Source organism: Curtobacterium sp. PhB170, from assembly GCF_003752345.1.
Classification (GTDB): Bacteria; Actinomycetota; Actinomycetes; order Actinomycetales; family Microbacteriaceae; genus Curtobacterium.
The window spans coordinates 22107-47464 of sequence record NZ_RJUM01000015.1; the positions used below are offsets into that span (position 1 = coordinate 22107).

Below are 25358 nucleotides of genomic sequence, written 5' to 3' on the forward strand. Positions count from 1 at the left end.
CAGGAGACCGACCATGGGTTACGTGACCACCGACGACGGTGCAGAGATCTACTTCAAGGACTGGGGCAACGCCGATGCGCAGCCGATCGTGTTCCACCACGGCTGGCCGCTGTCCTCCGACGACTGGGACGCGCAGATGTTGTACTTCCTGGCCGAGGGCTTCCGTGTGATCGCGAGCGACAGACGGGGCCACGGGCGCTCCTCGCAGATCGGCACCGGCCACGACATGGACCACTACGCCAGTGACGTGTCCGCCGTCGTCGAGCACCTCGACCTGCACGACGCGATCCACATCGGACACTCCACCGGTGGTGGCCAGGTCGCCCGCTACGTCGCGAAGTACGGTCAGCCGCAGGGCCGGGTCGCCAAGGCCGTCCTCGTGTCCGCCGTGCCGCCCCTGATGGTGAAGACCGACGCGAACCCCGAGGGCACGGACATCTCGGTCTTCGACGGGTTCCGCCAGGCACTCGCCGCCAACCGCGCCGAGTTCTTCCAGGCCGTCGCCTCCGGCCCGTTCTACGGCTTCAACCGTGACGGCGTGACTCCGTCCGAGCCGGTCATCGCCAACTGGTGGCGTCAGGGCATGACGGGCAGTGCCGTCGCGCACTACGAGGGCATCAAAGCGTTCTCGGAGACGGACCAGACCGAGGACCTGCGCGCGATCACCGTGCCCGTCCTCGTCCTGCAGGGCGACGACGACCAGGTCGTGCCCTACGCGGACGCCTCGCTGAAGCAGGCCGAGCTCCTCAGCGACTCGACCTTGAAGGTCTACGAGGGCTACCCGCACGGCATGCTGACGACCCACGCGGACGTCATCAACCCCGACATCCTCGCGTTCATCCGCGGCTGACGTCGCTGACGCTGCGTTCGCAGCGACCCGGACTGGAGGCGCGGTGCGGGTGATTCGATCGACTCACCTGCACCGCGCCTCCAGTCCGATGCCCACCGTGCGTCAGCGGACCGGCCGGCGGTACGGAAGCTGATCGGGGTCGTGACGGCACTACTCCGGGCGCATCCGGATCAACACGGTCGTCCCCGGGCCCACCGAGACGCCCGGGCTGAAGGGTCTCGCTCCGGGCAACGGCGACGATCTGCTGGAACAGATGGCCAGCAGGATGCCCCTCGGTCGTCTCCTCCGACCCGACGAGGTCGCCGCCGCAGTCCTCTTCCTCGTGTCCGACCAGAGCTCCGGGATGACCGGAAGCGAGCTCCTGGTCGACGGCGGCAGCACCATCGCCTGAACCGGGACACGGGTCGGACAGGAGGCACGGTGCAAGATGGCGCCGCGCCTCCCGTCCGTCACTCCGTCAGTCACCCTCGTGCGCAGCCAGGGTGGCGAGGACGAGCTTCGTGATCCGACGCTGCCCTTCGTCGTTCGGGTGGATGCCGTCCGTCGAGTAGATCCCCGTCCCGGAAGTGTCGGCCTCGGGGAGAGTGTCGGCCATGCTGACGTACGCGGCTCCGCCCTTCGCTGCGGCACGCTTGATCTCGGCGAGGTAGCTCGACCACGGCTCCGCCATGCCGCCCGTCATGCTCGACGCCGGCGTGAACTCGCCGATCACGAGCAGCGAGGGCTTCGTGGGCAGCGCCGCAAGCGTCTCGAGGAACGCCACGTACTGGGCGCCGAGCTCGTCGGGTGTGAGGTTCGCCGCGTCGTTGCCACCCAGCGTGATGGTGATGAGGTCCGGAGCAGCACGACGCATCGCCGTCAGGAAGCCCTCTTGGTTCTTCGTGAACGTCGCGATCGTCGAGCCCGAGTGCGCGGAGTCGTAGCGGTGGATCCCCTTGTCCCGGTCACCGTCGTAGATCGTGAACCCCAGCAGTGAGAACGGCGCGACGGCGGTGATGGTCACCGTGTGCTCCCCGCTCGACAGTCCGTCCACCTTCGTGATCGTCCCGGTACTGGCAGTCCCGGTCGTGGCGACGGTCGTCGGTGCCGCTCCGTCGACGCTGTAGGTGAAGTCGCCGGACCCGGGGTAGCGCGCCCACCAGATGTCGATCCCGGTGCCCGTGAAGCCGTAGCTCCGCGAGGCGCCCGCCTGCATGCCGACCGATCGGTAGCCGACGGCGGGGGTGGTGATGTCGAACTGGCTCTCCCCCGTGCGCGCCGTCGCCCAGTCACCCCAGGTCGAGTCCGGTGCGTACACGGCGAACTGCGCCGGGAGGTACCCGGCCCCTCCGGTGACCCCGTCCGTCGGGTGCTCCGTGCGCAGCTGGTCGAGCGTGAGGTCCATCCACCGGGTGGAGCGGGACGAGGCGCCCTGCCCCTCGGTGATCGAGTCGCCCAGGGCGACCCAGTTCGCGGGCGCCTCGGTCCGGTCGGCCACGGCGGCGTTCCAGGTCGCGAGCGGCTCGGCGACCTCCGGGGCCTTCGCCGCGGAGCACCCCGTCGCGACGATCGACACGAGTGCGACGACCAGGCCGGTGACGAGCCGGCGCGACCTTCGACGCCGACCGCGATCGGTGGTGCGCTCGTGGCTGTTCACCTTGTCTCCCCTGGGTGGGATGTGGTCCGCGACCGGGTGCCGGGTCGGGCAATGCTAAGCGCGCAACCCTGGTGAACTACCGTCGTCTCCGTGCCTTCCTCCGCCGGAACCCCGGACCCGACTGCCGGTCCAGCGACCGCGCCGTACTCCGTCAGACGGACCATCGCGGTCGGTCTGGCGATCGCCGTGTCGGCAGCAGCGCTGGTCGGCATCGGTGCGGTCGCCGGATCAGCGGACACCGCAGCGTCGCCGGTGACGGTCACCAGGGTCACCGCGGCGCCCACCGTCACCTCGACCGGCAGCGCCGTCCGGACCACCCTGAAGGTCACGAACACCACCTCGGTGCGGAAGCCGGCTTCGTCCGCCTGGCTCTTCCTGTCCACTGGCACGAAGAAGTACACGCTCGGCCGGGTCGTGGTGAGGCCACTCGCCCCGGGTTCGAGCACGACGGTCAGCGCGGTCCGCACGACGCCTTCCCGTGCCGCGGCCGGGAAGTACTCGGTCCTCGCCTGCGTGGGTGCGTACTCCGGGCAGCACTGCCGCACGTCCGCTTCGACCGTCACCACCAAGCGGACGCCTCGCCCACATCCCCAGACAGGCGTGATGCTCGACGTCGCTCGCGCCTACTACCCCGTGGCACTGATCAAGCGGTACATCGACCTGCTCGCCGACGACGGCGGCCGCTTCCTGCACCTGCACCTCACCGATGACCAGAACGTCGGCATCGAGAGCGCGGTCCTCGGCCAGACCCTGGCGAACGCCGACCTCGATCACGGCGTGTACACGAGCCGGGTCACCCATCGTCCGTTCCTCAGCGCCGCACAGGCACGCACGATCGCCGACTACGCGGCGAAGCGGGGCGTGGCGATCGTGCCCGAGGTCGACACTCCCGGCCACATGGCGGCCGCCTTCGCCCTGCTCGAGGCGCAACACGGCACGAAGTGGGTCGACCGCATCCGTTCGGGCGAGAGCGAGCTCGACCCGTCAGCGCCCGGGAGTCTCGCGCTGGCGAAGAAGCTGTACGCAGAGGTGCAGCGGACCTTCCCGTCCAGCCGCACCGTGCACATCGGCGCAGACGAATGGGGCGACGGCGTCACCGCCGCCCAACGCGTCGCGTGGATGAACACGATGGCGGCCGCGCTCGGCACCCGCGAGGTGTGGGCCTGGAACGACGGGATCGATCGCGCCGCGGTCGGGCGACTCGACCCGCGCATCCACGTCACGTACTGGAGCTTCGACGGCGACACCGAGGACGCAGCCGAGCGTCGCGAACGCCGAGCGCGACGGGCGAGTGCGGTCGACCTGCAGCAGGCCGGGATCGACCTGCTCAACTACAACTCGTACTACCTGTACGAGGTACCGACCGACCTCGACCCGGCCGACAGCGAGTACACCGTCGCCGACCTCCGCGAACACTGGTCGCTCCGGACGTGGGACGGCGACTCCGGCGCACGTCTCGCTGCGCCGATGTCGGGCGCGGCCGTCGCGATCTGGGGCGAGGACCTCGACAGCCCACCCGCTGACGCGCTCCTGCGGTGGAGCGCGCCGCACGTGAAGGCGATGATCGAGACCGCAGTCTCCTGACGGACGCATGTCGCGCCTCCAGGCCGACCGCCGGAACCGCCGGGCCCGCCGGGCCCGCCGGGCCCGCCGCCTGCCTACCCGAGCGGCTCGACGCCGTAACTGGTGACCACCGCGCGCAACTCGTCCAGGTACGTCTGCGCCTGCACGGTGAGGGGAACCGAGGCGTGCGCGATCCAGCCGATCTCGATGCGTTCGTCGACGTCGAGGGGGATGGCGACGATCTCGGGATCGAGGTCGTCGCTGATGAGCCCGGTGGAGATCGTGTACCCGCCGAGGCCGATCATGAGGTTGAAGATCGTCGCCCGGTCCGACACCCGGATCTCCCGCTTGCTCGACATCGTCGACAGGATCTCCTCCGCCAGGTAGAAGGAGTTGTTGGCGCCCTGGTCGAACGTCAGCCGTGGCAGGTCGGCGAGGTCCTCGAGGGTCGCCCGCTCCCGTGACGCGATGGGGTTCCGCCGGGCCACGAAGATGTGGGGCTGGGCGACGAACAGCGGCGTGAACACGACCCCGGCGTCCCGCAGCAGCTTGCCGAGCACCTGCTTGTTGAAGTCGTTGCGGTAGAGGATGCCCACCTCGCTGCGCAGGGTGCGGACGTCCTCGATGATGTCCCAGGTGCGTGTCTCACGGAGCGAGAACTCGTACTCGTCCGCAGCCGCGCCCTCGACCATGCGGACGAAGGCCTCCACGGCGAACGAGTAGTGCTGGGAGGATACCCCGAGCAGCCGGCGCGACCGCTGCCGGCCGACGTAGCGCTGCTCGAGCAGGGAGACCTGCTCGATGACCTGCCGGGCGTACCCGAGGAACTCGACGCCGTCGACGGTGAGCACGACTCCCCTGGCCGATCGGACGAAGAGCGGGCGACCGATCCGCGTCTCCAGGTCCTTCATCGCCGCGGACATCGTCGGCTGCGACACGTAGAGCAGATCGGCCGCCGCGCTGATCGAGCCCTCCGTCGCGACCTCGATGAAGTACCGGAGCTGCTGCAGGGTGATGTCGTTCGAGACACGAGCCATAGGCCGAGGCTATACCGCAGCATAGCGTCTCGGTATTACCTGATGGCCCGCGGTTCCCGTCATGATCAAGGAACCCCTTCCCCAGTGCCCTCGGGCGCTCGACGAACAGATTGCCGACCATGGCGAACGACCTCACCTTCAGCATCACCAGGACCCGGTTCGACGAGGACTACTCCCCCGCCGACAGCTCCCGGCTGACCACGAACTTCGCCAACCTGGCGCGCGGCGAGCACCGTCAGCAGAACCTCCGTGCTGCGCTGGCGATGATCGACGGACGCGCGAACGACCTCTTGGCTGCCGGCGACCGCTACCGCCTGGAGCTCGACATCGTCTCGGCCTCGCTGCAGTTCTTCGACGGTGGAGCGGACGCCGAGTTCCCGCTGCTCGAGATGCTCGACGTCACGATCGTCGACCAGCACACCGGCGAGCGCCACCACGGCATCCTCGGCAACAACTTCTCGTCCTACCTGCGCGACTACGACTTCTCGGTGCTGCTGCCGTCGCTGCCGTCGCTGCCCGAGGACTTCGGGGCGCTGCACGGGGCGCTCTTCCAGCGGTTCCTTTCGTCGCCGGCGTTCCGCTCGGACTTCAGTGCCGAGCCCGTCGTCTGCATCAGCGTCTCGACGAGCCAGACCTACCGCCAGACCGGGTACGTCCACCCCATCCTCGGCGCCGAGTACGAGCACGAGCACTCCTCGCTCACCGACGACTACTTCGGCCGGATGGGCATGCGCGTCCGGTACTTCCAGCCCGCCGGAGCGTCGGCCCCGCTCGCGTTCTACACGCGCGGCGACCTGACCGGGGACTACACGGACCTCCAGCTCATCGGCACGATCGCCACCATGGAGACGTTCCAGAAGATCTACCGCCCGGAGATCTACGCCGCGAACACCCCGGCCGGCAGCACCTACCGCCCCACGCTCGACCACACCGACTTCACGCCCACCCCGGTCACCTACGACCGTGAGGAGCGCAGCCGCCTCGGGATCACCCAGGGTCGGTGGACCGAGGAGCACCTCGTGACGCCGCACCACGCGCTCCTCTCGCGGTTCGCTGCCGACGCCGCCGTTTCCCTCTGACCTCGTTCTCTCCTGACAGGACCCGCACCCGCATGACGTCCCTCCTCCCCACCTCGATCGTCGGCAGCCTGCCGAAACCGTCCTGGCTCGCCGAACCCGAGAAGCTCTGGTCCCCCTGGCTGCTCGAAGGAGCAGCACTGGCCGAGGGCAAGCAGGACGCACTCCGCTCCGCGGTCCACGAGCAGGAGCACCGCGGCATCGACATCGTCAGCGACGGCGAGCAGACCCGCCAGCACTTCGTCACGACGTTCATCGAGCACCTCGACGGCATCGACCAGGAGCGCAAGGAGACCGTCCGGATCCGCGACCGCTACGACGCGGCCGTCCCGACCGTCGTCGGTGCCGTCAGCCGCCGGGCACCCGTGTTCGTGGACGACGCTCGCTTCCTGCGCGCCCAAACGGACCGGCCGATCAAGTGGGCGCTCCCCGGCCCGATGACCATGATCGACACCCTCTCCGACCAGCACTACAAGAGCCGCGAGAAGCTGGCGTGGGAGTTCGCCACGATCCTCAACCAAGAGGCACGCGAGCTCCAGGACGCCGGCGTCGACATCATCCAGTTCGACGAACCCGCCTTCACCGTGTTCCACGACGAGGTGCAGGACTGGGGCGTGGCCGCGCTGGAACGCGCGACCGAGGGCCTGCGCGCCGAGACCGCCGTGCACATCTGTTACGGCTACGGCATCGAGGCCAACAACAAGTGGAAGGAGACGCTCGGAGCGGAGTGGCGGCAGTACGAGCAGTCGTTCCCGCTGCTGCAGCAGTCGTCGATCGACATCGTGTCGCTGGAGTGCATCCACTCGCACGTTCCGCTCGAGCTCGTCGAGCTGATCCGTGGGAAGAAGGTCATGCTCGGGGCGATCGACGTCGCGACCGAGACCGTCGAGACCCCGGAAGAGGTCGCGGAGGTGCTGCGTCGGGCGCTCGAGTTCGTCGATGCGGACAAGCTCATCCCGAGTTCCAACTGCGGGATGGCGCCGCTGGCACGGGGTGCGGCGCTGGACAAGCTCGGGGCGCTGTCCGCAGGAGCAGACATCGTCCGGGCGGAGCTCGTCGGCACGGCGGTCCCGTCGGCCCGCTGATCACCGCGAGACACCACGGCGGCTCTCTTCCGGAAGGAGGAGGGCCGCCGTTCGCGTTGCGTCCGCCGCGTGTGCGGCTCTCGACCCGGCCTGGAGGCGCGGCTTCCGTCCGGCTGACAGGTTGCGTTGGCAACGCCCGCGCCCTCTACCGCCCCTCGACCCCGGTCACGGCCTCAGCGATCCGCTTTCAGTCCCTCGCGGGGGAAGCAGCCAGTACGGAACAACGGCCCAAGCGGGCGCCGCCGCGAGAAGCCACCAAGCAGTAGGACTCAATGTCGAAGACGCCAATCCCACGATGATCAGCCAGCTCATCGCGAGAGCCGCGACGAACCCTGCGGTGACCGCACACGAGACGCGACCTCGGCGCCGATCTCGAGCAAAAGCGGAGCCGACGGCCGCCACGAGGAACAGCGCCTGTATCGCCGCGAGCAGGATCGCGGTTCCCAACGGTGTTCCGTACCCGCTCGGGCTGCCGTCGGGGCCGAACGACGTCGCGATCCGTTCGGGTAGCCGATCCCACCAGGCGCTGGTGAGCGCAACCTCGACGACGACGGGGAACGCAGCTGCGATGGCTGCGAAAAGCCCCTCGCGCGTGCGCCGACCGCGGGCGCTGGGCCTCGGTGCAATCATCAGCCGTTGCATGTCTCCCGCACTTCCCGCTCGATGAGCGCCGTGGCGATCGTGTCGGCCGCATGCGGAGCCTTCGCGAGCGTGTGGACCACGGCGGTGACTCCTGCCGCGTTGGCGATGACCGCTCCGGCCGCTCGCACCTCGCCGTTGATCCAAGTCGATGCCCCTTCCCGCTGCCAGCTCACCGTGCGGGAGTGCCCTGCTCCGGACTCGAGCGCCCAATCGGCGTAGCGACAGAGGTCGTCGAACGTGGACCAAACGCCGCCTGCCGCCGCAAACGACGACTCCCCGAGCGCCCACGGCTTGATCGCACGACCGAAGAGCTTTGGCACCACCCGGTCTGCTGGAGCTGGAACGAGTGCCGCAGAGCTGATCCCAGCCAGCTCGAGGACGTGCTGGCGCACAGCGGCGAACCAGTCGCCGTGCACCTCGTCGAGCACTGCGCCCAGGAGCGCGTACCCCAGGTTCGAGTACTCGAACTGCCCTCGGGGCGTGACCGGCTCCGCGACTGCATGTTCCAGGGGAACGCCGACGGCCTCTCGGTACGGGTCGCCGAACAGTAGGTCGCGCATCGCGGCCGGAAGCCGTGGCAAACCCGAGGTGTGGTGCACGAGGTCAGCAACGGTCATGTCGGCGTCGGGCACACCGGGGAGGTAGTACGCGACCGGCCGCTCGACCTCGAGTGTGAGCCAAGCCGTCGTGCCCACGAGTCCCTTCGTGATGCTCCCCCACTCCAGCATCGAGGCAGTGGCGTAGGGCCCACGGGGCTCGCGGACGGTTCGCCAGCCGTCAGCTGTGCGAAGACTCGCACGCCAGAGCCCGGAGCTCTCAAGCGGATTCCGCACCAGGTGTCCCTCCTTGAAAGCGGGTCGAGATGCGGGCCAATGCACCGTTCCACAACGACCGAGCTCGGCGGTGAAGACTCACGACGTGGGCATTCACGAAGAGGAGGTCGTACGCGGCCATCACGATGGCGAACGACGTCAGACCCATGAGCAAGGCAATCGCCAGGTGGAATGTGAGCATTGCCGTGACAGCCACAGGCCTCCCCGCGCGGAAGAAGACGAGCACGGGGAAGAACACTGACGTCAGGACAGTGGCGTAGGCGCTGATGACCATCAGCCAGTCCGACTGCACGAGCAACGGCGTGAGCTCTGGGAGAAAGAACTCTGGGACGTTGAGGATGTAGTACAGCGCAGTGCCGTCTTGCCAGAGTTCACCTTGCACCTTGTACAACCCGGCCATGAGATAGACGACAGTCACCTGGGTCACCAGGAGCAGGAGCCCCGTGTTGTTGAGGACGGACGCGATCGGGCCCCCCTCCGGCCTTCGCCGTCCTTTGAGGATGGTGAAGGCCGAATAGCACCTGGTCAGCAAGAGGAAGAGCACTGCTGTCGCGGCTAGGGCGTCACCACCGTCCATGAAAGCCGGGTTCGCCATGTAGAGCGACCAGAGGAGCACGTAGTGGGCCGCGAGGACCGGACGGCCACCCACACCGAGCGTGACAAGCAACGCGACCACCAGGCCGATGTGGAAGATGACCTCGAAGAACACCGCCGAATCCGACGCGGCGTAGAGGCTCCAGGTCCCGATACCGGCCGTGTAATCGCGGATGCCTTCGAGCCCGTAGACACCGTCCGGGCCAAAGAACTCAAGTCGCCCTGCGTACTGCCGGATGTAGAACGCCGTCGACACCACCCCGACGACCGCCCTAAGCAGGCTCAGGGCGGTCGTCGCACGAGGCGCATCCACCATCCAGTCGGCAACGACGCTGACTCGGGAACCGAGCGCGCGGATCACAAGGGAATCCATTCGGAGTCCGTGATGCGAGGCTCTGCGCGTGCTGACCCTTCATCGCGCTTCGACCACGGCGCGAGCGACTGGACGACGTATCGGAGTTGCACAGCGGACGGCCCGTCAGCAACGCCGAGTGCCGATGGGCACGGGATCTGTAGCGCCGCGTAGCGAGCCAGAACCCGCTCCGCCCGTCGCTGCGCGCCGACGTCGGAGGGCGCAAGGTCCTCCTTGCCCCTGGCCTCAAGCCGCTTGCTGATGTCGTCTTGCGCAAAGCGCTCGACGAGCGCATTGCTGACGATCCGGCTCTCGCGATCCGGGAAGAACCTCGACGATTGGGTCCGCGCGATGGCGGACGACGAGATGTCGGTCCAATGCGTCACCTCGTTTTGGCACCGGACGCGAGCAACCACACCGCGCTCATCACTGATGGGATCCGGCGCGAAGAGCTGCCAGTTCTGAGAGAGGTGCGGATTCAGCAGGGACACCACCGGGCCAACATCGAACTTGATCGGCGTGACCGGACCAGCCAGCACGAGTGCGCACGCGCCGAACGTTCCGGCGACTGCCACTCCCGCAGCTGCGAGCAAGGTCTTGTGCATAGTTCTCCCGGAGGGAGGGACCCGCCCACTGGGACGGGCCCCTCCTACTCGTCAGCGATCGAAGTAGGCGGACTCGAGCTGTGCCGAGGGCTGCGGTGTGTCCGCGGCGAAACCGAGGATGCTCGCGAGACGCGCGACGTTCCCCGCCGCCTGCGGTGCGCTGGCCGCCTTGAACCCTGCTGCCAGAGCCTTCGCGACGCCGACCACCCCGCGCTGCTCTGGCTCAGAGGTCATCGACGGGGCCCCCTGGTTCGCGACGACCTCTGCCATCGCACTCGACTTTTCATAGGACGCCTGAGCAGCCTGCGCCGGCGTAGCGAGCAGGAGCGTGCTGCCGACCAGGATGGCTGCGGCCGAACCCGCGAGCTTCGTTTTGAACTTCATCTTCGAACTCCAATCTGTTGTGTGGAGTACCTGTGTACCAGTTTCGGACCAAGCGATCTAGCTTGCGGGTGCGATGCCATCTGGGCACATTCGGTCAACGTTCCGAAGGGAAGGCCGCCGGGGTCCACATCTTCTAGCTCGACAAGCCCGCCTTCACCGTCTTCCACGACGAGGTTCAGGACTCGGGCGTGGCACCGCTGGCACGGAGACGGCGCTCGGGAAGCTCGGCGCAGGCCCGCGGATACGGACATCGTGCCGGGCGAGCTCGCCAGCGTCGCCGTGACGGTATCGCGCGAGCGGCCCGGCCGCACAGGACGGCTCGCCTCGGCAACAGGGCGGGCTGCCCTTCGTGTCGCGTCCGGCAGGCGATCAGGTCTCGGTCCGCCCCGGAGGCACGGCTCGGCTCCGGCGGGCAGATCGCGTCGGCGGGGACTCACCCATCGCCTGCCTGACCGTCGGTCAGCCCGAGTTCGTCATTCCTGGCTGTCGAGGCTCATTTTGTCGAAGTCCCCCGCGATGCACTGCGAGCTGCCGTCGATCGTGTACCCGCGGGGATCCGCACGGAAGTCGGAGGAGCTCACCGGACCACCCCTGCCCCGGACGCCGAGGATCGGGTCCTCGCCGCCGGTCTGGTACCGCTCGGTCGTGACCCCGAGCTCCTTCCAGTGCTGTTCCACCGCCTTGACGTCGGCCTTTGGATCAGCGCTGGCAGCGCGGACCTTTGCGTAGACGTACTGGACGCCGCCGGTCCCGAGGCCGAGTCCGCACTTCCCCAGCCGTGGACCGTCGTTGGGTTCCCAACCGTCACCGACAACGTCCGTCGAACCCTCGACGAACGTGACGATCGACTGCTTCGCCCGCTCCGGGGTCTTCCCGAGCCCGGAGCTGCAGCCGGCGAGGACGGCGACCGCGAGCAGTACCGCTCCTACAGACGGGAGGACGATGACGGCTTTCCGTCGAGGTACTTTCATCTGGGAACTCCACTCAGATTGCGCTGTGTCTGCGACGTTCGCACAATCATCTCGTGAGCCGTTCGGGCTGGCCGGTCGTGGCATAGCCCACGTTCTGGAGCGACTGCGTGTCCTCGTCGAGGTAACCGCCGCCGTACCAGGTATGGACTCCATGGTCGTGGACGGGGTTGAGACCCGATGCTCCGTCGGAGCCGAAACTCGTGGCACCAAATCCTGGGGCGGTCGGATCCTGCTTGTGATCCGAACTGAAGTCCCGGCCGACTGCGGCCCATTCGTCGCCGCCCCAGTGTTCGATGAGCGGCTTGGCCACCTCTGCTTGCCCCGCGTCCACCGCATCCGCGTCGATTTCGTCCGCCCCATGGATGCTGTCCGGTATCCCCGCCGATGCCGTTCGTGTCGCGTCCGCCGCGTGCGCCACTCTCGATCCGGCCTGGAGGCACGGCCGCGGTTGCGCCGACGAGGCACGTTGGCACCGGGGTGCCGACCACGACAGTGTGTCTCTCCGTCACCATCGGCGCACGGGTCCTGACCGCCGGCCTGGAGGACGGCGTCTGCGAAGCGTCAGACTCGAGGGCGTTGACTACGTTCATGATCACCAAGGGCGTCATCCACCAGGTCGAGAGTGCGACTGTCCGGGATCGCAACGGCGTGTCAGTCGGCAAGGTCGTGCAGGTGTTCCCCTCCGACGAGGACGGCAGTGCGGCCTACGTCTGTGTCGCAACCGGACTGCTCGGGCGTCACCAGGCGCTCGTCCCCGCCGACGACGCCACGTTCGACGGCACGGACGTGCACGTCGGGTACACGAAGGACGCGATCAAGGGCGCTCCGTCCCTCGGAGCAGGACGCACCTTGTCCCTCGCCGAGGCGAACGCCGTCCGTAAACACTTCGGGCGGTCCCCCACCGGCGCTGCGACCGGAGACATGGGCGACCCACGCGAGAACCTCGACCAGGCCGGGACAGGTCTTGCGGGCGCGGACGACACCGAAGGCGCAGGGACGACCCCGCCGGCCTGAACGTCACCGGAGTGAACGACGCCGAGACCACGGCTTTCGCCCACACCAAGCAAGGCAGCGGCCGGTCCTCTGGCGGGTGCGTGCTCCCTCGTTGATGCGCGCTGCTCTGAGCGTCGCCGACGCGGGTTTCTCGGAAGAGCATGCCCGTCTTCGTCCGACGAGCTCCGCGGCCATCGCACACGCGCAGCACTGCGAAGGCGCTGCTGCGAAGCCCCACCTCGTCGCTGCGCAGTCACGTGTCATGGGAAGTGACCCCCCGACACACATCGACACAACCCTTCTCGCGGGCGTTCGGCGATGCCACAGTCTCGCCATTGCGCACATCTGGTCGGGCTGTCCGCCCACACCAGACGAATCGACACCACACGGCGCCACACCACGCGACAGGCAGCAACCCAGACCACGAAGGAGTCCTCGTGACCATCAGCAACCAGACCGCCGACCGCACGATCGACGAGGGCGCCGACGACGAGCTCCTCGCCCGTTTCCGTCCGATCATCGACCGCATCGCTGCCGGCGCGTCCGAGCGCGAACGCGACCACCGCCTCCCGTTCGAGGAGATCCGCGAACTCGCCGCCGCAGGATTCGGCGCCGTCCGCGTCCCCGTCGCCCACGGCGGAGCCGGGGCGACCCTGCCCCAGCTGTTCCGCCTGCTGACCGAACTCGCCACCGCTGACAGCAACATCCCCCAGGCGCTCCGCGGTCACTTCGCGCTGGTGGAAGACCGGCTGGTCGCACGGACCGGGGAACGCGAGGGGTGGCTGGACCGCTTCGGCCGCGGTGAGATCGCCGGCAACTCGTGGACAGAAGTCGGGTCAGTGCAGGTCGGCGACGTGATCACGAAGGTGACCCCGCAGCAGGACGGGACGTTCCGGATCACCGGGCAGAAGTACTACTCGACCGGCAGCATCTTCGCCGACTGGATCGACACCTACGCCGAACGGACGGACACCGGCGAGCGGGTCATCGCGATCGTCGACGCGCACCAGCCCGGGGTCACTCACACCGACGACTGGGACGGGTTCGGGCAGCGCACCACCGGCTCCGGCACCAGCACCTTCGACGACGCCGTCGTGCAGGCCGACGCGGTGATCCCCTTCGACGAGCGGTTCAAGTACCAGACGGCGTTCTACCAGGGCGTGCTGTTGAGCGTCCTCGCCGGGTCCGTCCTCGCAGGCGAACGGGAGATCGCGCGCGAGGTCCGCAACCGCACCCGCGTCTTCTCACACGGCAACGCCGACACGTTCGCGTCCGACCCGCAGATCCTGCAGGTCGTCGGCGAAGTGTCGGCGGCCGGGTTCGCCGCCACCGCCATCGTCGACCGGGCCGCCGCAGCCCTGCAGGGTGCGTACGAGGGAGCCGGGCTCGACACCGCCGAGGACGAGCGCCGCAACGGCCGCGCCGAACTCGCGACCGCGCAGGCGCAGGTGGCGCTGACCACCCTGGCGACGACGGCGACCTCGCACCTGTTCGACGCGCTCGCGGCGTCCGGGGTGAGCACGACGAAGAACCTCGACCGGCACTGGCGGAACGCTCGCACCGCCGGCAGCCACAACCCGTGGGTGTTCAAGGCACGGATCATCGGTGACCACTCGGTCAACGGTGCCGAACCGCCCCGCGTCTGGGCGATCGGTGCGACCCGCACCTCGTGACGCCCGTCGAAGCCGGGACGGCTTCCGCGTGACCGCTGCTGCGACGTGCCTGCCCCGCCGCCCGGCCGCCGTGCGCGTACAGTCCCTGGCAACGCACGGCTGGCCGACCATCGGGGAACGCGATGCGACTGATCACGGGGACGACACTGGCCGTTGCGCTGGCAGCAGGCGCGCTGATCGGCCTCGCGCCACCAGCGACTGCGGCCGGATCCGGAACGATCACCGTGCAGCTCGCAACGCCGGACGGCACCGCGATCCGGCTGGCGGACGTCGAACTCGCAGCGATCGGCACCGACGTCGTCGTCGGGAACGCCACGACCGACGATGACGGCGCCGCGACGTTCACCGGCATCCCCGCACCGGACACCGTCACGGTGACGACGCAGCAACTCCCGCCGCACGGAACCGAGACCTACGCCCCCGGAATCCGCTCGGGCATCGCGGTCCGCGGCGGTTCGACAGTCGCGGTCACCGTGCCGCTCGTGATCGGTGCCACCGTGCAGGGCGGCGTGGTCGGCCCCACGGGACCCGCCGCCGACCGCCTGATGTACGCCTGGAACGAGGACACCTCGCAGGTGTTCACAACAACCTCGGACAGCACAGGCCAGTACCGGTTCGTCGGGTTGAGCACCGGGAAGTACCGCATCGAGGCGTACGCCAGCGGAACGGCGTCGCCCGCCGTCTGGAAGACCCGGGTGTACCAGCAGCGAGGAACGCTCCCGGCTTCCCAAGTCACGTTGTCACGGCACTACGCACACAGCGACTACGACCTTGTCGTCTACGCGGCTTCGGCGTCCCGCACCCCGTCGGCGCAGCTGAGCGGCGCGACCGTCACGGTGACGAACGCGACGACCGGTGCGTCGTTCTCGACCCGGTTCTCGACGCTGCTCGACAGCGAGCAGACCGCGCAGTTCCAGATCCCCTCCGGGCAGTACGTGGTGGAACTCCGGACCGTGGCGACGACCGCAACGACCGCGCAGACGATGTGGCTCGGCCGTCCGGGAGGCGTGTACCGGTACGTGGCAGACCGGGCGCAAGCCGTCCCGGTGAAGGTCGTTTACGGCGGGTTCAACGGTTGGGGTGGCGCGGTACCGGAGACGGTGTCGCGCTGAGTGGTCGGGCGCAGTTGACTGCGCGACTGCACGCGATCACGTGAGAAACGACGGACGGGAGGCGCGGCGCCAGCTGGCACCGCCTCGCTGTACACGCCGAGCGAGTACTGCCCGTTCGGCCGGACGCTCCAGGTCACCCCGGCCCGGACCTCGTGGTCCGTCCCGACCTTCGCGCTGCGCGACCGCCATCCTTCTTCATCGAAGTAGCGCTGCCTCAGTTCGAGGTTCTGCTCCGCGCCGGTCGCGCCGTCCGGTGCCTCGCCGAACGCGGCGTCGCCGGCCGGCAGCGGGCGGACGTCTCCACCGTTCCAGTACCAGGCGCCGTCCGAGATCTGCTGCTGCGCGGCGGCGAGGACCGCCTGCCCGTGCTCGTACCGCTCGCCGGCCGAGTCAAACTCGTCCTTCAACGACAGATTCGCGACCTGTGCCTGCGTCTTGCCGGCCGCGTCTCGCGTGTCCTCTCCGGTCACCGTCGTCTCCTCTGCCGGCGCCGCCCGAGGCGCATCCGGTCGTCGCGAGCTCCACGGCCGCGAGCATGGTCACGACGGCGCCGCGCAGACGTGTGCGAGTCAGGACGGTCATGGCCCCATTTTCCCGTCTGCGACGATCTGCGCGAGCGAGTCGAGTGCTTCGGGACAGTGACCGGACGGGCTGCGTGAGAGGCTTCCGGTCAGTCCGATGACGAACGGACGAAGAGGTAGTCGGGACGCGGCACATCGAGTGATCCGACGTAGAAACCGAGTCCGCCGTTGGTCGAGTAACCCTGGCGCACGAAGCGGTCATCGAAGTAGAACCGAATGCCGGTCGAGTCCCCGTCGGCCACCTTCCAGCGTCCGGAGAAGCTCGCCGAGTCCCCGCCGCCCGCGCAGCCCGGAGGGCTCGTCGCAGCGTTCCTGGTCCGGCACGCGAGGTCGATCGGGATGTTGCGCGCCGTGAACGTTCGATCCGCCGACACGGTGAACTCCGCCGCTCCGTCGCCGTCCGCACCCTCGAGCACCCAAGTGCCGGCGTAGTCCTGCGGCTCGGGCTGTGCCGTGACGGCGCAACCGGTCAACAACATCGCCAGCACCGCGATCGAGGTCGCGACGCCCGCCAGGTGTCTAGTCACAACTTCACCTTCTCCGTCCACGTGAACCGCTCCGTCACCCGCGAGAACGGACCGTGGTCTCCAGCGGCTCGGTTCAACGCGTCGTAGTCGAGCCCGGGAATCCGCAGGGCGGAGCCGAGCGTGGTCTCGTTCGTCGCCGTGTACTCGACCACGGTGGTTCCGTCGTCGCCCTTCGACACGACCTTCGCGTCAACGTCGTACGTCCCGAGGGCCAAGAGCGTGCGATCCCGTTCAGACGCCACCGGCCAGGTGACAACCGTGCGGATGTCCCGGAGGAGGTTCTGGTTCGTCAACGACGCGGGTCCCGCCTGGTAGCCGTACCCGGTCGCGACGCCCGTGTCCTTCAGATCGTCGAGGATGTCCCTGCGCTGGTCACCCGGCAGCTCGTTCCTCACGACCTGCGTCATCTTGCTGTCCGATCCGTAGAGCAACGTCCGAGGTGACGTGCCCGTCGCCCACCCGAAGAGCATCTCACCCTGCCCACTCGTCAGGACGGTCCCGGCGTAGAAGTCCGCTGCCATGCCGACAGGGATACCGACCAGCGGGAGCGGACTGAGCGCGCCGAGGACGACGCCTGGGCCCGGCATGCGTGGGTCGAGGAGCGACATGCCGAGCAGCCATGACAAGGCGTGCGAGGCGTGCAGGTCCCCGTCCATCGAGAAGGCGCCGTTGTTCGACAAGTGGTACGAGATCCCGAGCAAGCCCTGTCGGCCGGCTCCGTACGCCGCGAGTTCCGCGTCCGTGATCGGTCGGAGTCCGGTCGGGTCGGTCTGGTTGACCGGGTCGTTGCCAGAGAAGGCGTACGGGTTGTCGGCCCAGGCCGCACCCGCCACCGGGGGCAGGGGATCTGGGGACAGGAACGACCGTACCGACGGATCGTACGCTCGTGCTCCGCTCAGCTCGAGTCCACCGACCAGGACGGTGCCGGTCGGACTGACCTCGATGCCGTCCGGGAGGCGCGGTGACGTCGCGACGTCGGTCGAGAACCACGGGTCGTGTAGCTGCGCGGAGCGAGAACGACGCCACCCCGAGGTGATCCAGCTCCCGTCGACGCCGAGCATCCCGGGCGCGGTGACGATCGGAACGTCACCGATCGCCAGCAGGGTGGGCACGGGTGCCGTCGGATCCCAGCAAAGCGTCGTGCCGTTGACCTCGGCGAGTTCACCGAGAGCGTTGACCCACAGGTCGGAGCGCTTCACGCCCACCCCGTCTGCACGCACGACTGTGCGGAGCTGACCGAGCTCGTCCCACACGTACGTGGTGGTGCCGTCGTCGGTTGCGGCGAGGACACGCCTGCCTGAGCTGTCGTACTCGAACCGGACGACCGCGGTCCCGTCGCCTCGGCTTTCGGTTTGCAGGAGCGCTCCGGTGGCGTCGTGCAGGTACGAGGTGTTCACGAATGCGTCTCGCTCCTCGACCATCCGGCCGGAGCGATCGTAGGTCCAGGTCGACGCGGTCGTCCCGGTCGCGGCAACCAACTGCGACGCCTCGTCGTACTCGTACGTCACGGTCATCCCGTCCGGATCGCGCACGGCAGCGACGCGCCCTCGGCTGTCGCGCTCGAGCGTGGTCTTCCGCCCGTCTGACACATGCCCGACGACGAAGCCATCGCGGTACTGCCACGACTGACCCACGGACCCGGCGACGACCTCGGTCAGCCGGCCGTCACCGTCGTACCGGAGCGAGGCGTCGGGGAAGTCGGGCCGCCTCATGCCGGTCAGGATGCCTGCACGACCACGGTCGTACTCGGTCCTGACGCCGTCCGGCGTGGTTATCGCGCGCTGGTTGCCAGCGGCGTCGTACTCCCATCCGGTCGTCATGCTCCGCCCGGCACGAGTCGTCGTGCGCCGGAGTAGTTCGTGCCGGGCGCCGTACTCCAGCCGGTGCTCGGTCTGCTCGCCGTCGGGGTGAGTCCTGTCGGTGATCGTGATCGATCGGCCGGACTCGTCCCGCGCGACTGCCGCAACGAGTCGGCCGTCCTGACGGACCTCGGTCAGCCGCCCTGCTGGGTCGTGGGTCCACGTGGTCGTGTGGCCATCGGGATTCGTGCGGGCCGTCGGTCGGCCGGCTGCGTCCCGAGTCCACGTCACGGCGCGGCTCATCGGGTCGGTCGTCGACGCCATGTCACCGAGCCCGGTCCAGGTGTTCAGCGTGCGCCCGCCGGAGGGCCCGACCATCTGCGTGACCCGCCCGAGGACGTCCCGGTGGAAGGTCGTGGAGTGCCCGAGCGCGTCGTCGACCGCGACCGCCTGCCCGGCAATGTCCCGGGTGATCGTCCGGCGACCGTTAGGTGAGTCGTCGACAGTGACCAGACGCCCGGCAGGGTCGTGACCGTACCGCGTCGTCCCGATGCCGGGCACTCGTTCCGCAACCAGCCGTGAACAGGCGTCGTATTCGAACGTGGTGACGGCACCCGAGGGCTCGATGCGTTCCACAATCCGCGAGTCCGCATCGTATCCGAGCATCGTCCTGCCACCGTCTGCATCGGTCCACGCCGAGAGCCGACCGCAGACATCGTACTCGATGGTCGTACGGTCACCGAGCGGAGACGTACCGGCGACTACGCGGCCTGCGAGGTCGAGGTCCAAGAACGGTACTGCCGCAGGACGATCTGTCTGCTCGACGACAGAGCGGACGCCTGCGGGATCGATCCGTGCCGTCGGGCGCCCGACGGCGTCATACTCCCGGAGCCATCGCCCACCTGCCGGATCCGTCACCTCGCGCAGTCGCGAGAGCGCGTCGTGGAGCATCTTCCAGTGAGTACCGTCCGGCAGGAGGATCTCGTGCAGGTTGCCCAGATTGTCGTACCGAACGTCGCTCGCCCGTCCGAGCGGATCCGTGGCGCGCGTGACGCTGCCCCCGGTTCCGTACTCGTATGTTGTCTGCCCGCCCACCGGATCGGCGACCGAGATGACACGACCCCCCGCGTCGCGTTCGAACGTCCACACGGAACCGTCTGGGGCTTCACAGGACGTCACGAGGCCGGCGGCGTCACGTTCGAAGCGCGTCCGGTGTCCCAGGGGAGTGGTGGTCGTGATCACTTGACCAACGTGGTCCCGCGTGTACAGGGTCGTCCCGCCCAGCGCGTCCGTGACAGCGACGAGGTCACCCGAAACGTCGTACTCGTACATCAGCACGACGCCCTCAGGGTCCTCGACGCGGACGAGCAGGTCATCGACCCAGTTCATCGTGAAGCGAGCGCCTCGTTCGTCGACGACGAGCGAGGGGTACGTCGCCGAGGGGTCGGCGTACGTGAACGAGACGCTTCGACCGTCGCGCTCGATGCGATGCACGCGGTCGTGATCGTCGTGGGCGACGACCGTGTCGGTCCCGTCCGCTGCGACGGTGCGGGTGAGGCGCCCGCGGTCGTCGTACTCGTGCACCGCGACTGATCCGTCACGAGCGGTCGAGGCCACGAGGTTCCCGTGCTCGTCGTGGCTCAACGACTGTCGTCGACCATCCGCGTCGGTGATTGCGACCACGCGACCGTGGCGATCGGATGTCCACGTGTTCGACTGTGTGCCGTCCTCATCGGCGACGGACGTGACCCGTCCGGGAAGGTACGCGAACCGGATCGTGCGGCCTTGCGAGTCGTCTGCAGGAGCACACGACCGTGCTGGTCGTAGATGTTCGCACACTCGACGACGCCGTCCGCCGCCGTCACCCGCTCGATGCGACCGCCGTCCTCCCATGTGTACGTCCGCGTTCCGCCGGGACCCGTCACCGACCTGAGTGCACCGTCGTCGGCGTAGTCGTACGTGACCGTGCGTCCGTCGGAGGAGCGCGCCGAACGGACCAGCCCGTCGCGGTGAAGGAAGTCGATGAACCGCCCGCGTCGGTGCTGGAGCCGCACGAGCCTGTCGTCGCCGTCCCGCACGGCCTTGGTGGTCGCCGCGGTCCCGGTACCGGCGGCGATCCACACCCCTCGGGATGTGAACGACCACCAGGAGCCGGCGTTGTCACGGACGACGAGGACCACCTCACGGTCAACCGTCGAACCCGCCGTCGGGTCGGGTTCTGGTGCCAGCCACAGGTTCTCTCCGACGGCACGAACCGCGATGTCGCCCCGGGTCGGGAAAGTGCTCCGTCGGCCGTCATCGTGCACCAACTCAACATGGTCGGCGAGGACCTCGAGGCGCTTGTCGAGGACTGAGGACCACCCGCGACCGAAAGAACCAGCGACGAGGTCGAACGAGTTGTACAACCGCGTGAGCTCGAAGCCCTCAGCGCCTCCGGCGAAGGAGAGGTCACGCTCCAGCTCGACGAAGTTGCCGGTCGCCGTGTTCACGGGGTCGGCTGCGAAGCCACTGGTGGGGACCGCGCCGAGCAACGACGGGGCGCCGAAGTCGAGGTCGGTCCGCGTCCTGCCCACCCCCGCCGCCAGTAGCGCGGCCAGGAGCGAAGTGTCGTTCAGCGAGACGACGTCTCCGCTCGCCCCGGCTGCTTCGAAGGCAGCTGCGATCGTGTTCGCCCAGTCCACGTCGCCTTCATTTGCGGTCGACCAGGCCCGGAAGCCCGCGAGGAGCGTCGACAGGTCAACTCGGCCGAAGTCGCACCCCTGGGTGAAGGCCGCCAGGGCAGCCGCGATCCGCCCCGGGAGCGCCTGCAGGCTGCCGTTCAGTGAGGCGGATCCGGAGGCGAACGCCCGGAGGCGGTCTGGTCGCGCGGACGAGACACTTCCCCCGGTTCCCGGACCGGCACCCGGCGTCGGCGTGCTCCTGGTACGCGCCGTGTAGCTCGTACTCGGGAAGGCCGGAACGTCGACCTTGCCACTGCTCGGCGGGGGTTCTTCACCGAAAATCTGGTCCCAAGTACTGTCGACGAGGTCAGTCCGGCGGGCCATCACGCGGTCGCGCCAGGCCCGGGCCTCGCGCCGGCGGGTGTTCTCCGCCCGCGCGGCATCGCTGAGCGCACGGATGCCGCTCGCGACCTCGCCGAGCTTCGTGGTGAGCTCGCGCGCGTCCTCCTGGGCGATCTGCGCGTTCGACCGGAAGGTCTCCGCGAAACCGCCTGCGAAGTCGGTGCCGGCCAGCGTGACGAGCGCCGCGCGCGACGGCGATTGGAGCTCCACCGTAGTCTTCGCCAGGTCGCACTGTCGTGCGAGGTCGTCGGCCGCGGAGAAGTCGTACGTCAGGTCCGGCAGTGCGTACGCAGTCAGGTCTGTCGTTCCAGTCACCGTTGTGTCCCCCCATGGAAAGCGGTGTTGTCTCAGTCGAACCTAACGCAGGCTCGTCGCCCGTGTCGCTGGTCCCCCACGGAGCCAGCCCGAGCGAGCGAGCGAGCGGACCAAGCATCTCGCTGGCCTGCTACCGCACACACGAATCGGCCGGCTCCGACATCGAATCACCAGGACAGGGCCTGCTCCGCCCAGGCGCATCAGATCTGCGGGCGCAGTCAACGTCGCCTGCGGGCGGGCCCCGGATGACAGCGCCGTCCAATCGCCCCGAGGGGAACTCGGACTCGACCGAGGGTGCATTCGATGGACGACCAGAACGCACGGCCCAAGGAGGTCGCCGCCCTCGTCGAGTCCGCGCCGACCACCGCCACCCGCTGACCGGACACGTCAGTGCGGTCCGGCGAACGACGACGCCCCGCCGGCAGAAGCCAGCGGGGCGTCCCCACGAGTCAGAGCGAGATCAGAAGTCCCAGTCCTCGTCCTCGGTCTTCTCCGCCTTGCCGATGACGTACGACGACCCGGACCCCGAGAAGAAGTCGTGGTTCTCGTCCGCGTTCGGCGACAGCGCCGACAGGATCGCCGGGTTCACGTCCGTCGTCTCCTTGGGGAACATCGGCTCGTAGCCCAGGTTCATCAGCGCCTTGTTGGCGTTGTAGTGCAGGAACTTCTTGACGTCCTCGGTCAGCCCGACTCCGTCGTACAGGTCCTGCGTGTACTGCACCTCGTTCTCGTAGAGCTCGAAGAGCAGGTTGAACGTGTAGTCCTTGATCTCCTGCTTACGCTCTTCGGAAGCGCCCTCGAGGCCCTTCTGGAACTTGTACCCGATGTAGTACCCGTGGACGGCTTCGTCGCGGATGATCAGGCGGATCAGGTCGGCCGTGTTGGTGAGCTTGGCGCGCGAGGACCAGTACATCGGCAGGTAGAAGCCGGAGTAGAACAGGAACGACTCGAGCAGGGTCGAGGCGACCTTGCGCTTCAGGGGGTCGTCACCGGTGTAGTAGTCGAGGACGATCTGGGCCTTCTTCTGCAGGTTCACGTTCTCGGTGGACCAGCGGAAGGCGTCGTCGATCTCGGGCGTCGAGGCCAGCGTCGAGAAGATCGACGAGTAGCTCTTCGCGTGGACCGACTCCATGAACGCGATGTTCGTGTAGACGGCTTCTTCGTGCGGGGTGATCGCGTCGGGGATCAGGCTGATCGCGCCGACGGTGCCCTGGATGGTGTCGAGCAGCGTCAGGCCGGTGAAGACCCGCATGGTGAGCTGCTGCTCCGCCGGCGTCAGCGTGTTCCACGACTGCACGTCGTTCGACAGCGGCACCTTCTCGGGGAGCCAGAAGTTGTTGACCAGCCGGTTCCAGACCTCGACGTCCTTGTCGTCCTGGATACGGTTCCAGTTGATGGCACTGACCGAGCTGATCAGCGGGATGGACTTGCCCGTGGCGTGGACCGGGTCGGTGAGGGTCATGGGATTGTCTTCCGGATTCGAGATGGTGATCTGATGACGGACTGGAGGCGCGGGGCGGGGCCCGCCCCGCGCCTCCAGGAAGAGGGCAGCAGCTCTACAGCATGCAGCTGACGCAGCCCTCGACCTCGGTGCCCTCGAGGGCGAGCTGGCGCAGACGGATGTAGTAGATCGTCTTGATGCCCTTGCGCCATGCGTAGATCTGGGCCTTGTTGATGTCACGCGTGGTGGCGGTGTCCTTGAAGAACAGCGTCAGGGACAGGCCCTGGTCCACGTGCTGCGTCGCCGCGGCGTACGTGTCGATGATCTTCTCGGCACCGATCTCGTACGCGTCCTGGTAGTAGTCCAGGTTGTCGTTCGTCATGAACGGCGCCGGGTAGTAGACGCGGCCGAGCTTGCCTTCCTTGCGGATCTCGATCTTCGACGCGATCGGGTGGATCGACGACGTCGAGTGGTTGATGTACGAGATCGAACCGGTCGGCGGGACGGCCTGCAGGTTCTGGTTGTAGATGCCGTGCTCCTGGACGGACGCCTTCAGCGCCTTCCAGTCATCCTGCGTCGGGATCGTGATGTTCGCGTTGTCGAACAGCGAGGCGACACGAGCGGTCGCGGGGGTCCACGCCTGGTCGGTGTACTTGTCGAAGAACTCACCCGACGCGTACTTCGAGTCGCGGAACCCGTCGAAGGTCTCGCCGGTCTCGATGGCGATGTTGTTCGAGGCGCGCAGGGCGTGGAACAGCACCGTGTAGAAGTAGATGTTCGTGAAGTCGATGCCCTCTTCGGAGCCGTAGTAGACGCGCTCACGAGCCAGGTAACCGTGCAGGTTCATCTGGCCGAGGCCGATGGCGTGCGACTTGTCGTTGCCGTCCTCGACGGAACGCACCGAGGCGATGTGCGACATCTGCGACACGGACGTCAGGCCACGGATCGCGGTCTCGATGGTCTTGCCGAAGTCCGGCGAGTCCATCGTCAGCGCGATGTTCAGCGACCCGAGGTTGCAGGAGATGTCCTTGCCGATCTCCTTGTAGGACAGGTCCTCGTTGAAGGTCGTCGGGGTGTTGACCTGCAGGATCTCGGAGCACAGGTTGGACATGTTGATCCGACCCTTGATCGGGTTGGCCTTGTTCACCGTGTCTTCGAACACGATGTACGGGTAGCCGGACTCGAACTGGATCTCGGCGATGGTCGTGAAGAAGTCACGCGCCTTGATCTTCGTCTTCTTGATGCGCGAGTCGTCGACCATCGCGCGGTAGTTCTCGGAGATCGGGACGTCGCCGAAGGGGACGCCGTAGACCTTCTCGACGTCGTACGGCGAGAACAGGTACATGTCCTCGTTGTTCTTCGCGAGCTCGAACGTGATGTCCGGCACGACGACGCCGAGGGACAGCGTCTTGATGCGGATCTTCTCGTCGGCGTTCTCGCGCTTGGTGTCGAGGAACTTCATGATGTCCGGGTGGTGGGCGCTGAGGTAGACCGCACCGGCACCCTGACGCGCACCGAGCTGGTTCGCGTAGGAGAAGGAGTCTTCCAGCAGCTTCATGACGGGGATGATGCCCGAGGACTGGTTCTCGATCTGCTTGATCGGGGCGCCGGCCTCACGGATGTTGGAGAGCAGCAGGGCCACGCCGCCGCCGCGCTTCGAGAGCTGCAGCGACGAGTTGATCCCGCGCGAGATCGACTCCATGTTGTCTTCGATGCGCAGCAGGAAGCAGGAGACGAGTTCGCCGCGCTGGGCCTTCGCCGTGTTGAGGAACGTCGGGGTGGCGGGCTGGAAGCGGCCGGCGACGATCTCTTCGACCAGGTCGATGGCGAGCTGCTCGTTGCCCTGCGCCAGGCCGAGGGCGGTCATGACGACGCGGTCCTCGAAGCGCTCGAGGTAGCGCTTGCCGTCGAACGTCTTGAGCGTGTAGCTCGTGTAGTACTTGAACGCGCCGAGGAACGTCTGGAACCGGAACTTCTTCGAGTACGCCAGGTCGTTGAGTCGCTGGATGAAGTCCAGCGAGTACATGTCGATCGTCGCTTTTTCGTAGTACTCGTTCTCGACAAGGTAGTCGAGCCGCTCCTTCAGGTTGTGGAAGAAGACGGTGTTCTGGTTGACGTGCTGCAGGAAGAACTGCTTGGCGGCCTCACGATCCTTGTCGAACTGGATGTTCCCGTCCGCGTCGTAGAGGTTGAGCATCGCGTTGAGGGAGTGGTAGTCCATCCCCGT

General features: G+C 67.7%; 22 protein-coding genes and 1 pseudogene. 8 read left to right on the forward strand and 15 right to left on the reverse strand.

Going from position 1 to position 25358, the window contains the following annotated elements:
- The first annotated feature begins 13 nt into the window (after nucleotides 1–13).
- The gene (locus EDF40_RS18220; RefSeq protein WP_123341214.1) at nucleotides 14–850 is read left to right on the forward strand and encodes an alpha/beta fold hydrolase; all 837 of its coding nucleotides are present in this window, start codon (nucleotides 14–16) and stop codon (nucleotides 848–850) included.
- Nucleotides 851–1019: 169 nt separating this feature from the next.
- Nucleotides 1020–1241 (forward strand): SDR family oxidoreductase, encoded by a 222-nt coding sequence (locus EDF40_RS18225; protein WP_260213623.1) that lies wholly within the window; start codon nucleotides 1020–1022, stop codon nucleotides 1239–1241.
- Between the two features lie 66 nt (nucleotides 1242–1307).
- Here the strand turns inward: EDF40_RS18225 and EDF40_RS18230 are convergent, their stop codons facing one another.
- Complete coding sequence (locus EDF40_RS18230) at nucleotides 1308–2486, reverse strand: GDSL-type esterase/lipase family protein (RefSeq protein WP_185003227.1); 1179 nt, start codon at nucleotides 2484–2486, stop codon at nucleotides 1308–1310.
- A 90-nt stretch (nucleotides 2487–2576) separates the two neighbouring features.
- On the opposite strand from EDF40_RS18230, the gene EDF40_RS18235 reads away from it, so the two are divergent.
- On the forward strand, nucleotides 2577–4070 hold the full coding sequence (locus EDF40_RS18235) for a family 20 glycosylhydrolase (protein WP_123341217.1): 1494 nt from the start codon (nucleotides 2577–2579) through the stop codon (nucleotides 4068–4070).
- A 74-nt stretch (nucleotides 4071–4144) separates the two neighbouring features.
- Here the strand turns inward: EDF40_RS18235 and EDF40_RS18240 are convergent, their stop codons facing one another.
- The gene (locus tag EDF40_RS18240) at nucleotides 4145–5086 is read right to left on the reverse strand and encodes a LysR family transcriptional regulator (RefSeq protein ID WP_123341218.1); all 942 of its coding nucleotides are present in this window, start codon (nucleotides 5084–5086) and stop codon (nucleotides 4145–4147) included.
- Between the two features lie 119 nt (nucleotides 5087–5205).
- Here EDF40_RS18240 and EDF40_RS18245 point away from each other — a divergent pair, with 119 nt between their 5' ends.
- Both EDF40_RS18245 and EDF40_RS18250 read left to right on the forward strand, forming a co-directional pair.
- Complete coding sequence (locus tag EDF40_RS18245) at nucleotides 5206–6165, forward strand: putative oxygenase MesX (protein ID WP_123341219.1); 960 nt, start codon at nucleotides 5206–5208, stop codon at nucleotides 6163–6165.
- A gap of 32 nt (nucleotides 6166–6197) precedes the next feature.
- Nucleotides 6198–7247, forward strand: a complete 1050-nt coding sequence (locus tag EDF40_RS18250) for a methionine synthase (protein ID WP_123341220.1) — start codon at nucleotides 6198–6200, stop codon at nucleotides 7245–7247.
- Nucleotides 7248–7876: 629 nt separating this feature from the next.
- On the opposite strand, the gene EDF40_RS18260 is transcribed toward EDF40_RS18250, so the two are convergent.
- From EDF40_RS18260 to EDF40_RS18285, 6 genes are all read right to left on the reverse strand, one after another.
- Nucleotides 7877–8767 carry a serine hydrolase gene (locus EDF40_RS18260; RefSeq protein ID WP_134194805.1) on the reverse strand — a complete coding sequence of 297 codons (891 nt, stop codon included), beginning with the start codon at nucleotides 8765–8767 and terminating at the stop codon, nucleotides 7877–7879.
- Complete coding sequence (locus EDF40_RS18265; RefSeq protein WP_159572674.1) at nucleotides 8706–9677, reverse strand: HTTM domain-containing protein; 972 nt, start codon at nucleotides 9675–9677, stop codon at nucleotides 8706–8708. The genes EDF40_RS18260 and EDF40_RS18265 overlap by 62 nt, the downstream gene beginning before the upstream one ends.
- Entirely contained in the window at nucleotides 9674–10273 is a 600-nt protein-coding gene (locus tag EDF40_RS18270; RefSeq protein ID WP_131847149.1) for a DUF5819 family protein, read from the reverse strand. The genes EDF40_RS18265 and EDF40_RS18270 overlap by 4 nt, the downstream gene beginning before the upstream one ends.
- 51 nt (nucleotides 10274–10324) lie before the next feature.
- Nucleotides 10325–10657, reverse strand: coding sequence for a hypothetical protein (locus tag EDF40_RS18275; protein WP_123341225.1), 333 nt, complete (start codon nucleotides 10655–10657; stop codon nucleotides 10325–10327).
- 473 nt (nucleotides 10658–11130) lie between these two features.
- Complete coding sequence (locus EDF40_RS18280; RefSeq protein WP_123341226.1) at nucleotides 11131–11628, reverse strand: hypothetical protein; 498 nt, start codon at nucleotides 11626–11628, stop codon at nucleotides 11131–11133.
- Between the two features lie 46 nt (nucleotides 11629–11674).
- Nucleotides 11675–12046 carry a hypothetical protein gene (locus EDF40_RS18285; RefSeq protein WP_123341227.1) on the reverse strand — a complete coding sequence of 124 codons (372 nt, stop codon included), beginning with the start codon at nucleotides 12044–12046 and terminating at the stop codon, nucleotides 11675–11677.
- 170 nt (nucleotides 12047–12216) lie between these two features.
- Between EDF40_RS18285 and EDF40_RS18290 the strand changes: the two genes are divergently transcribed.
- The 3 genes from EDF40_RS18290 to EDF40_RS18300 all read left to right on the forward strand — a co-directional run bounded on the left by EDF40_RS18290 (nucleotide 12217) and on the right by EDF40_RS18300 (nucleotide 15406).
- Nucleotides 12217–12642: a hypothetical protein gene (locus tag EDF40_RS18290; protein WP_123341228.1), complete on the forward strand. Its 426-nt coding sequence runs from the start codon at nucleotides 12217–12219 to the stop codon at nucleotides 12640–12642.
- Between the two features lie 416 nt (nucleotides 12643–13058).
- A complete protein-coding gene (locus EDF40_RS18295) occupies nucleotides 13059–14294 on the forward strand; it encodes an acyl-CoA dehydrogenase family protein (protein ID WP_123341229.1) in 1236 nt (411 codons plus the stop codon).
- A 224-nt stretch (nucleotides 14295–14518) separates the two neighbouring features.
- Entirely contained in the window at nucleotides 14519–15406 is an 888-nt protein-coding gene (locus EDF40_RS18300) for a carboxypeptidase-like regulatory domain-containing protein (protein WP_159572678.1), read from the forward strand.
- On the opposite strand, the gene EDF40_RS18305 is transcribed toward EDF40_RS18300, so the two are convergent.
- The 7 genes and pseudogenes from EDF40_RS18305 to nrdE all read right to left on the reverse strand — a co-directional run bounded on the left by EDF40_RS18305 (nucleotide 15352) and on the right by nrdE (nucleotide 25352).
- The gene (locus EDF40_RS18305; RefSeq protein WP_123341231.1) at nucleotides 15352–15876 is read right to left on the reverse strand and encodes a hypothetical protein; all 525 of its coding nucleotides are present in this window, start codon (nucleotides 15874–15876) and stop codon (nucleotides 15352–15354) included. The two genes, EDF40_RS18300 and EDF40_RS18305, sit on opposite strands and share 55 nt — an antisense overlap.
- Before the next feature lie 200 nt (nucleotides 15877–16076).
- Complete coding sequence (locus EDF40_RS18310) at nucleotides 16077–16514, reverse strand: hypothetical protein (RefSeq protein WP_131847151.1); 438 nt, start codon at nucleotides 16512–16514, stop codon at nucleotides 16077–16079.
- Nucleotides 16511–18979: an RHS repeat-associated core domain-containing protein gene (locus EDF40_RS18315; RefSeq protein WP_260213605.1), complete on the reverse strand. Its 2469-nt coding sequence runs from the start codon at nucleotides 18977–18979 to the stop codon at nucleotides 16511–16513. Before EDF40_RS18315 ends, EDF40_RS18310 begins: the two co-directional genes overlap by 4 nt.
- Nucleotides 18980–18991: 12 nt before the next feature.
- Nucleotides 18992–19996: pseudogene (locus tag EDF40_RS19690) on the reverse strand (type IV secretion protein Rhs); the annotation flags it as partial.
- On the reverse strand, nucleotides 19954–21690 hold the full coding sequence (locus tag EDF40_RS19360) for a DUF6531 domain-containing protein (protein WP_185003231.1): 1737 nt from the start codon (nucleotides 21688–21690) through the stop codon (nucleotides 19954–19956). The pseudogene EDF40_RS19690 and the gene EDF40_RS19360, both read right to left, overlap by 43 nt.
- 460 nt (nucleotides 21691–22150) lie before the next feature.
- Nucleotides 22151–23152 carry a class 1b ribonucleoside-diphosphate reductase subunit beta gene (gene nrdF / locus EDF40_RS18320; protein WP_123314333.1) on the reverse strand — a complete coding sequence of 334 codons (1002 nt, stop codon included), beginning with the start codon at nucleotides 23150–23152 and terminating at the stop codon, nucleotides 22151–22153.
- Nucleotides 23153–23246: 94 nt separating this feature from the next.
- Nucleotides 23247–25352 carry a class 1b ribonucleoside-diphosphate reductase subunit alpha gene (gene nrdE, locus EDF40_RS18325; protein ID WP_123294953.1) on the reverse strand — a complete coding sequence of 702 codons (2106 nt, stop codon included), beginning with the start codon at nucleotides 25350–25352 and terminating at the stop codon, nucleotides 23247–23249.
- Between the last annotated feature and the right edge of the window lie 6 nt (nucleotides 25353–25358).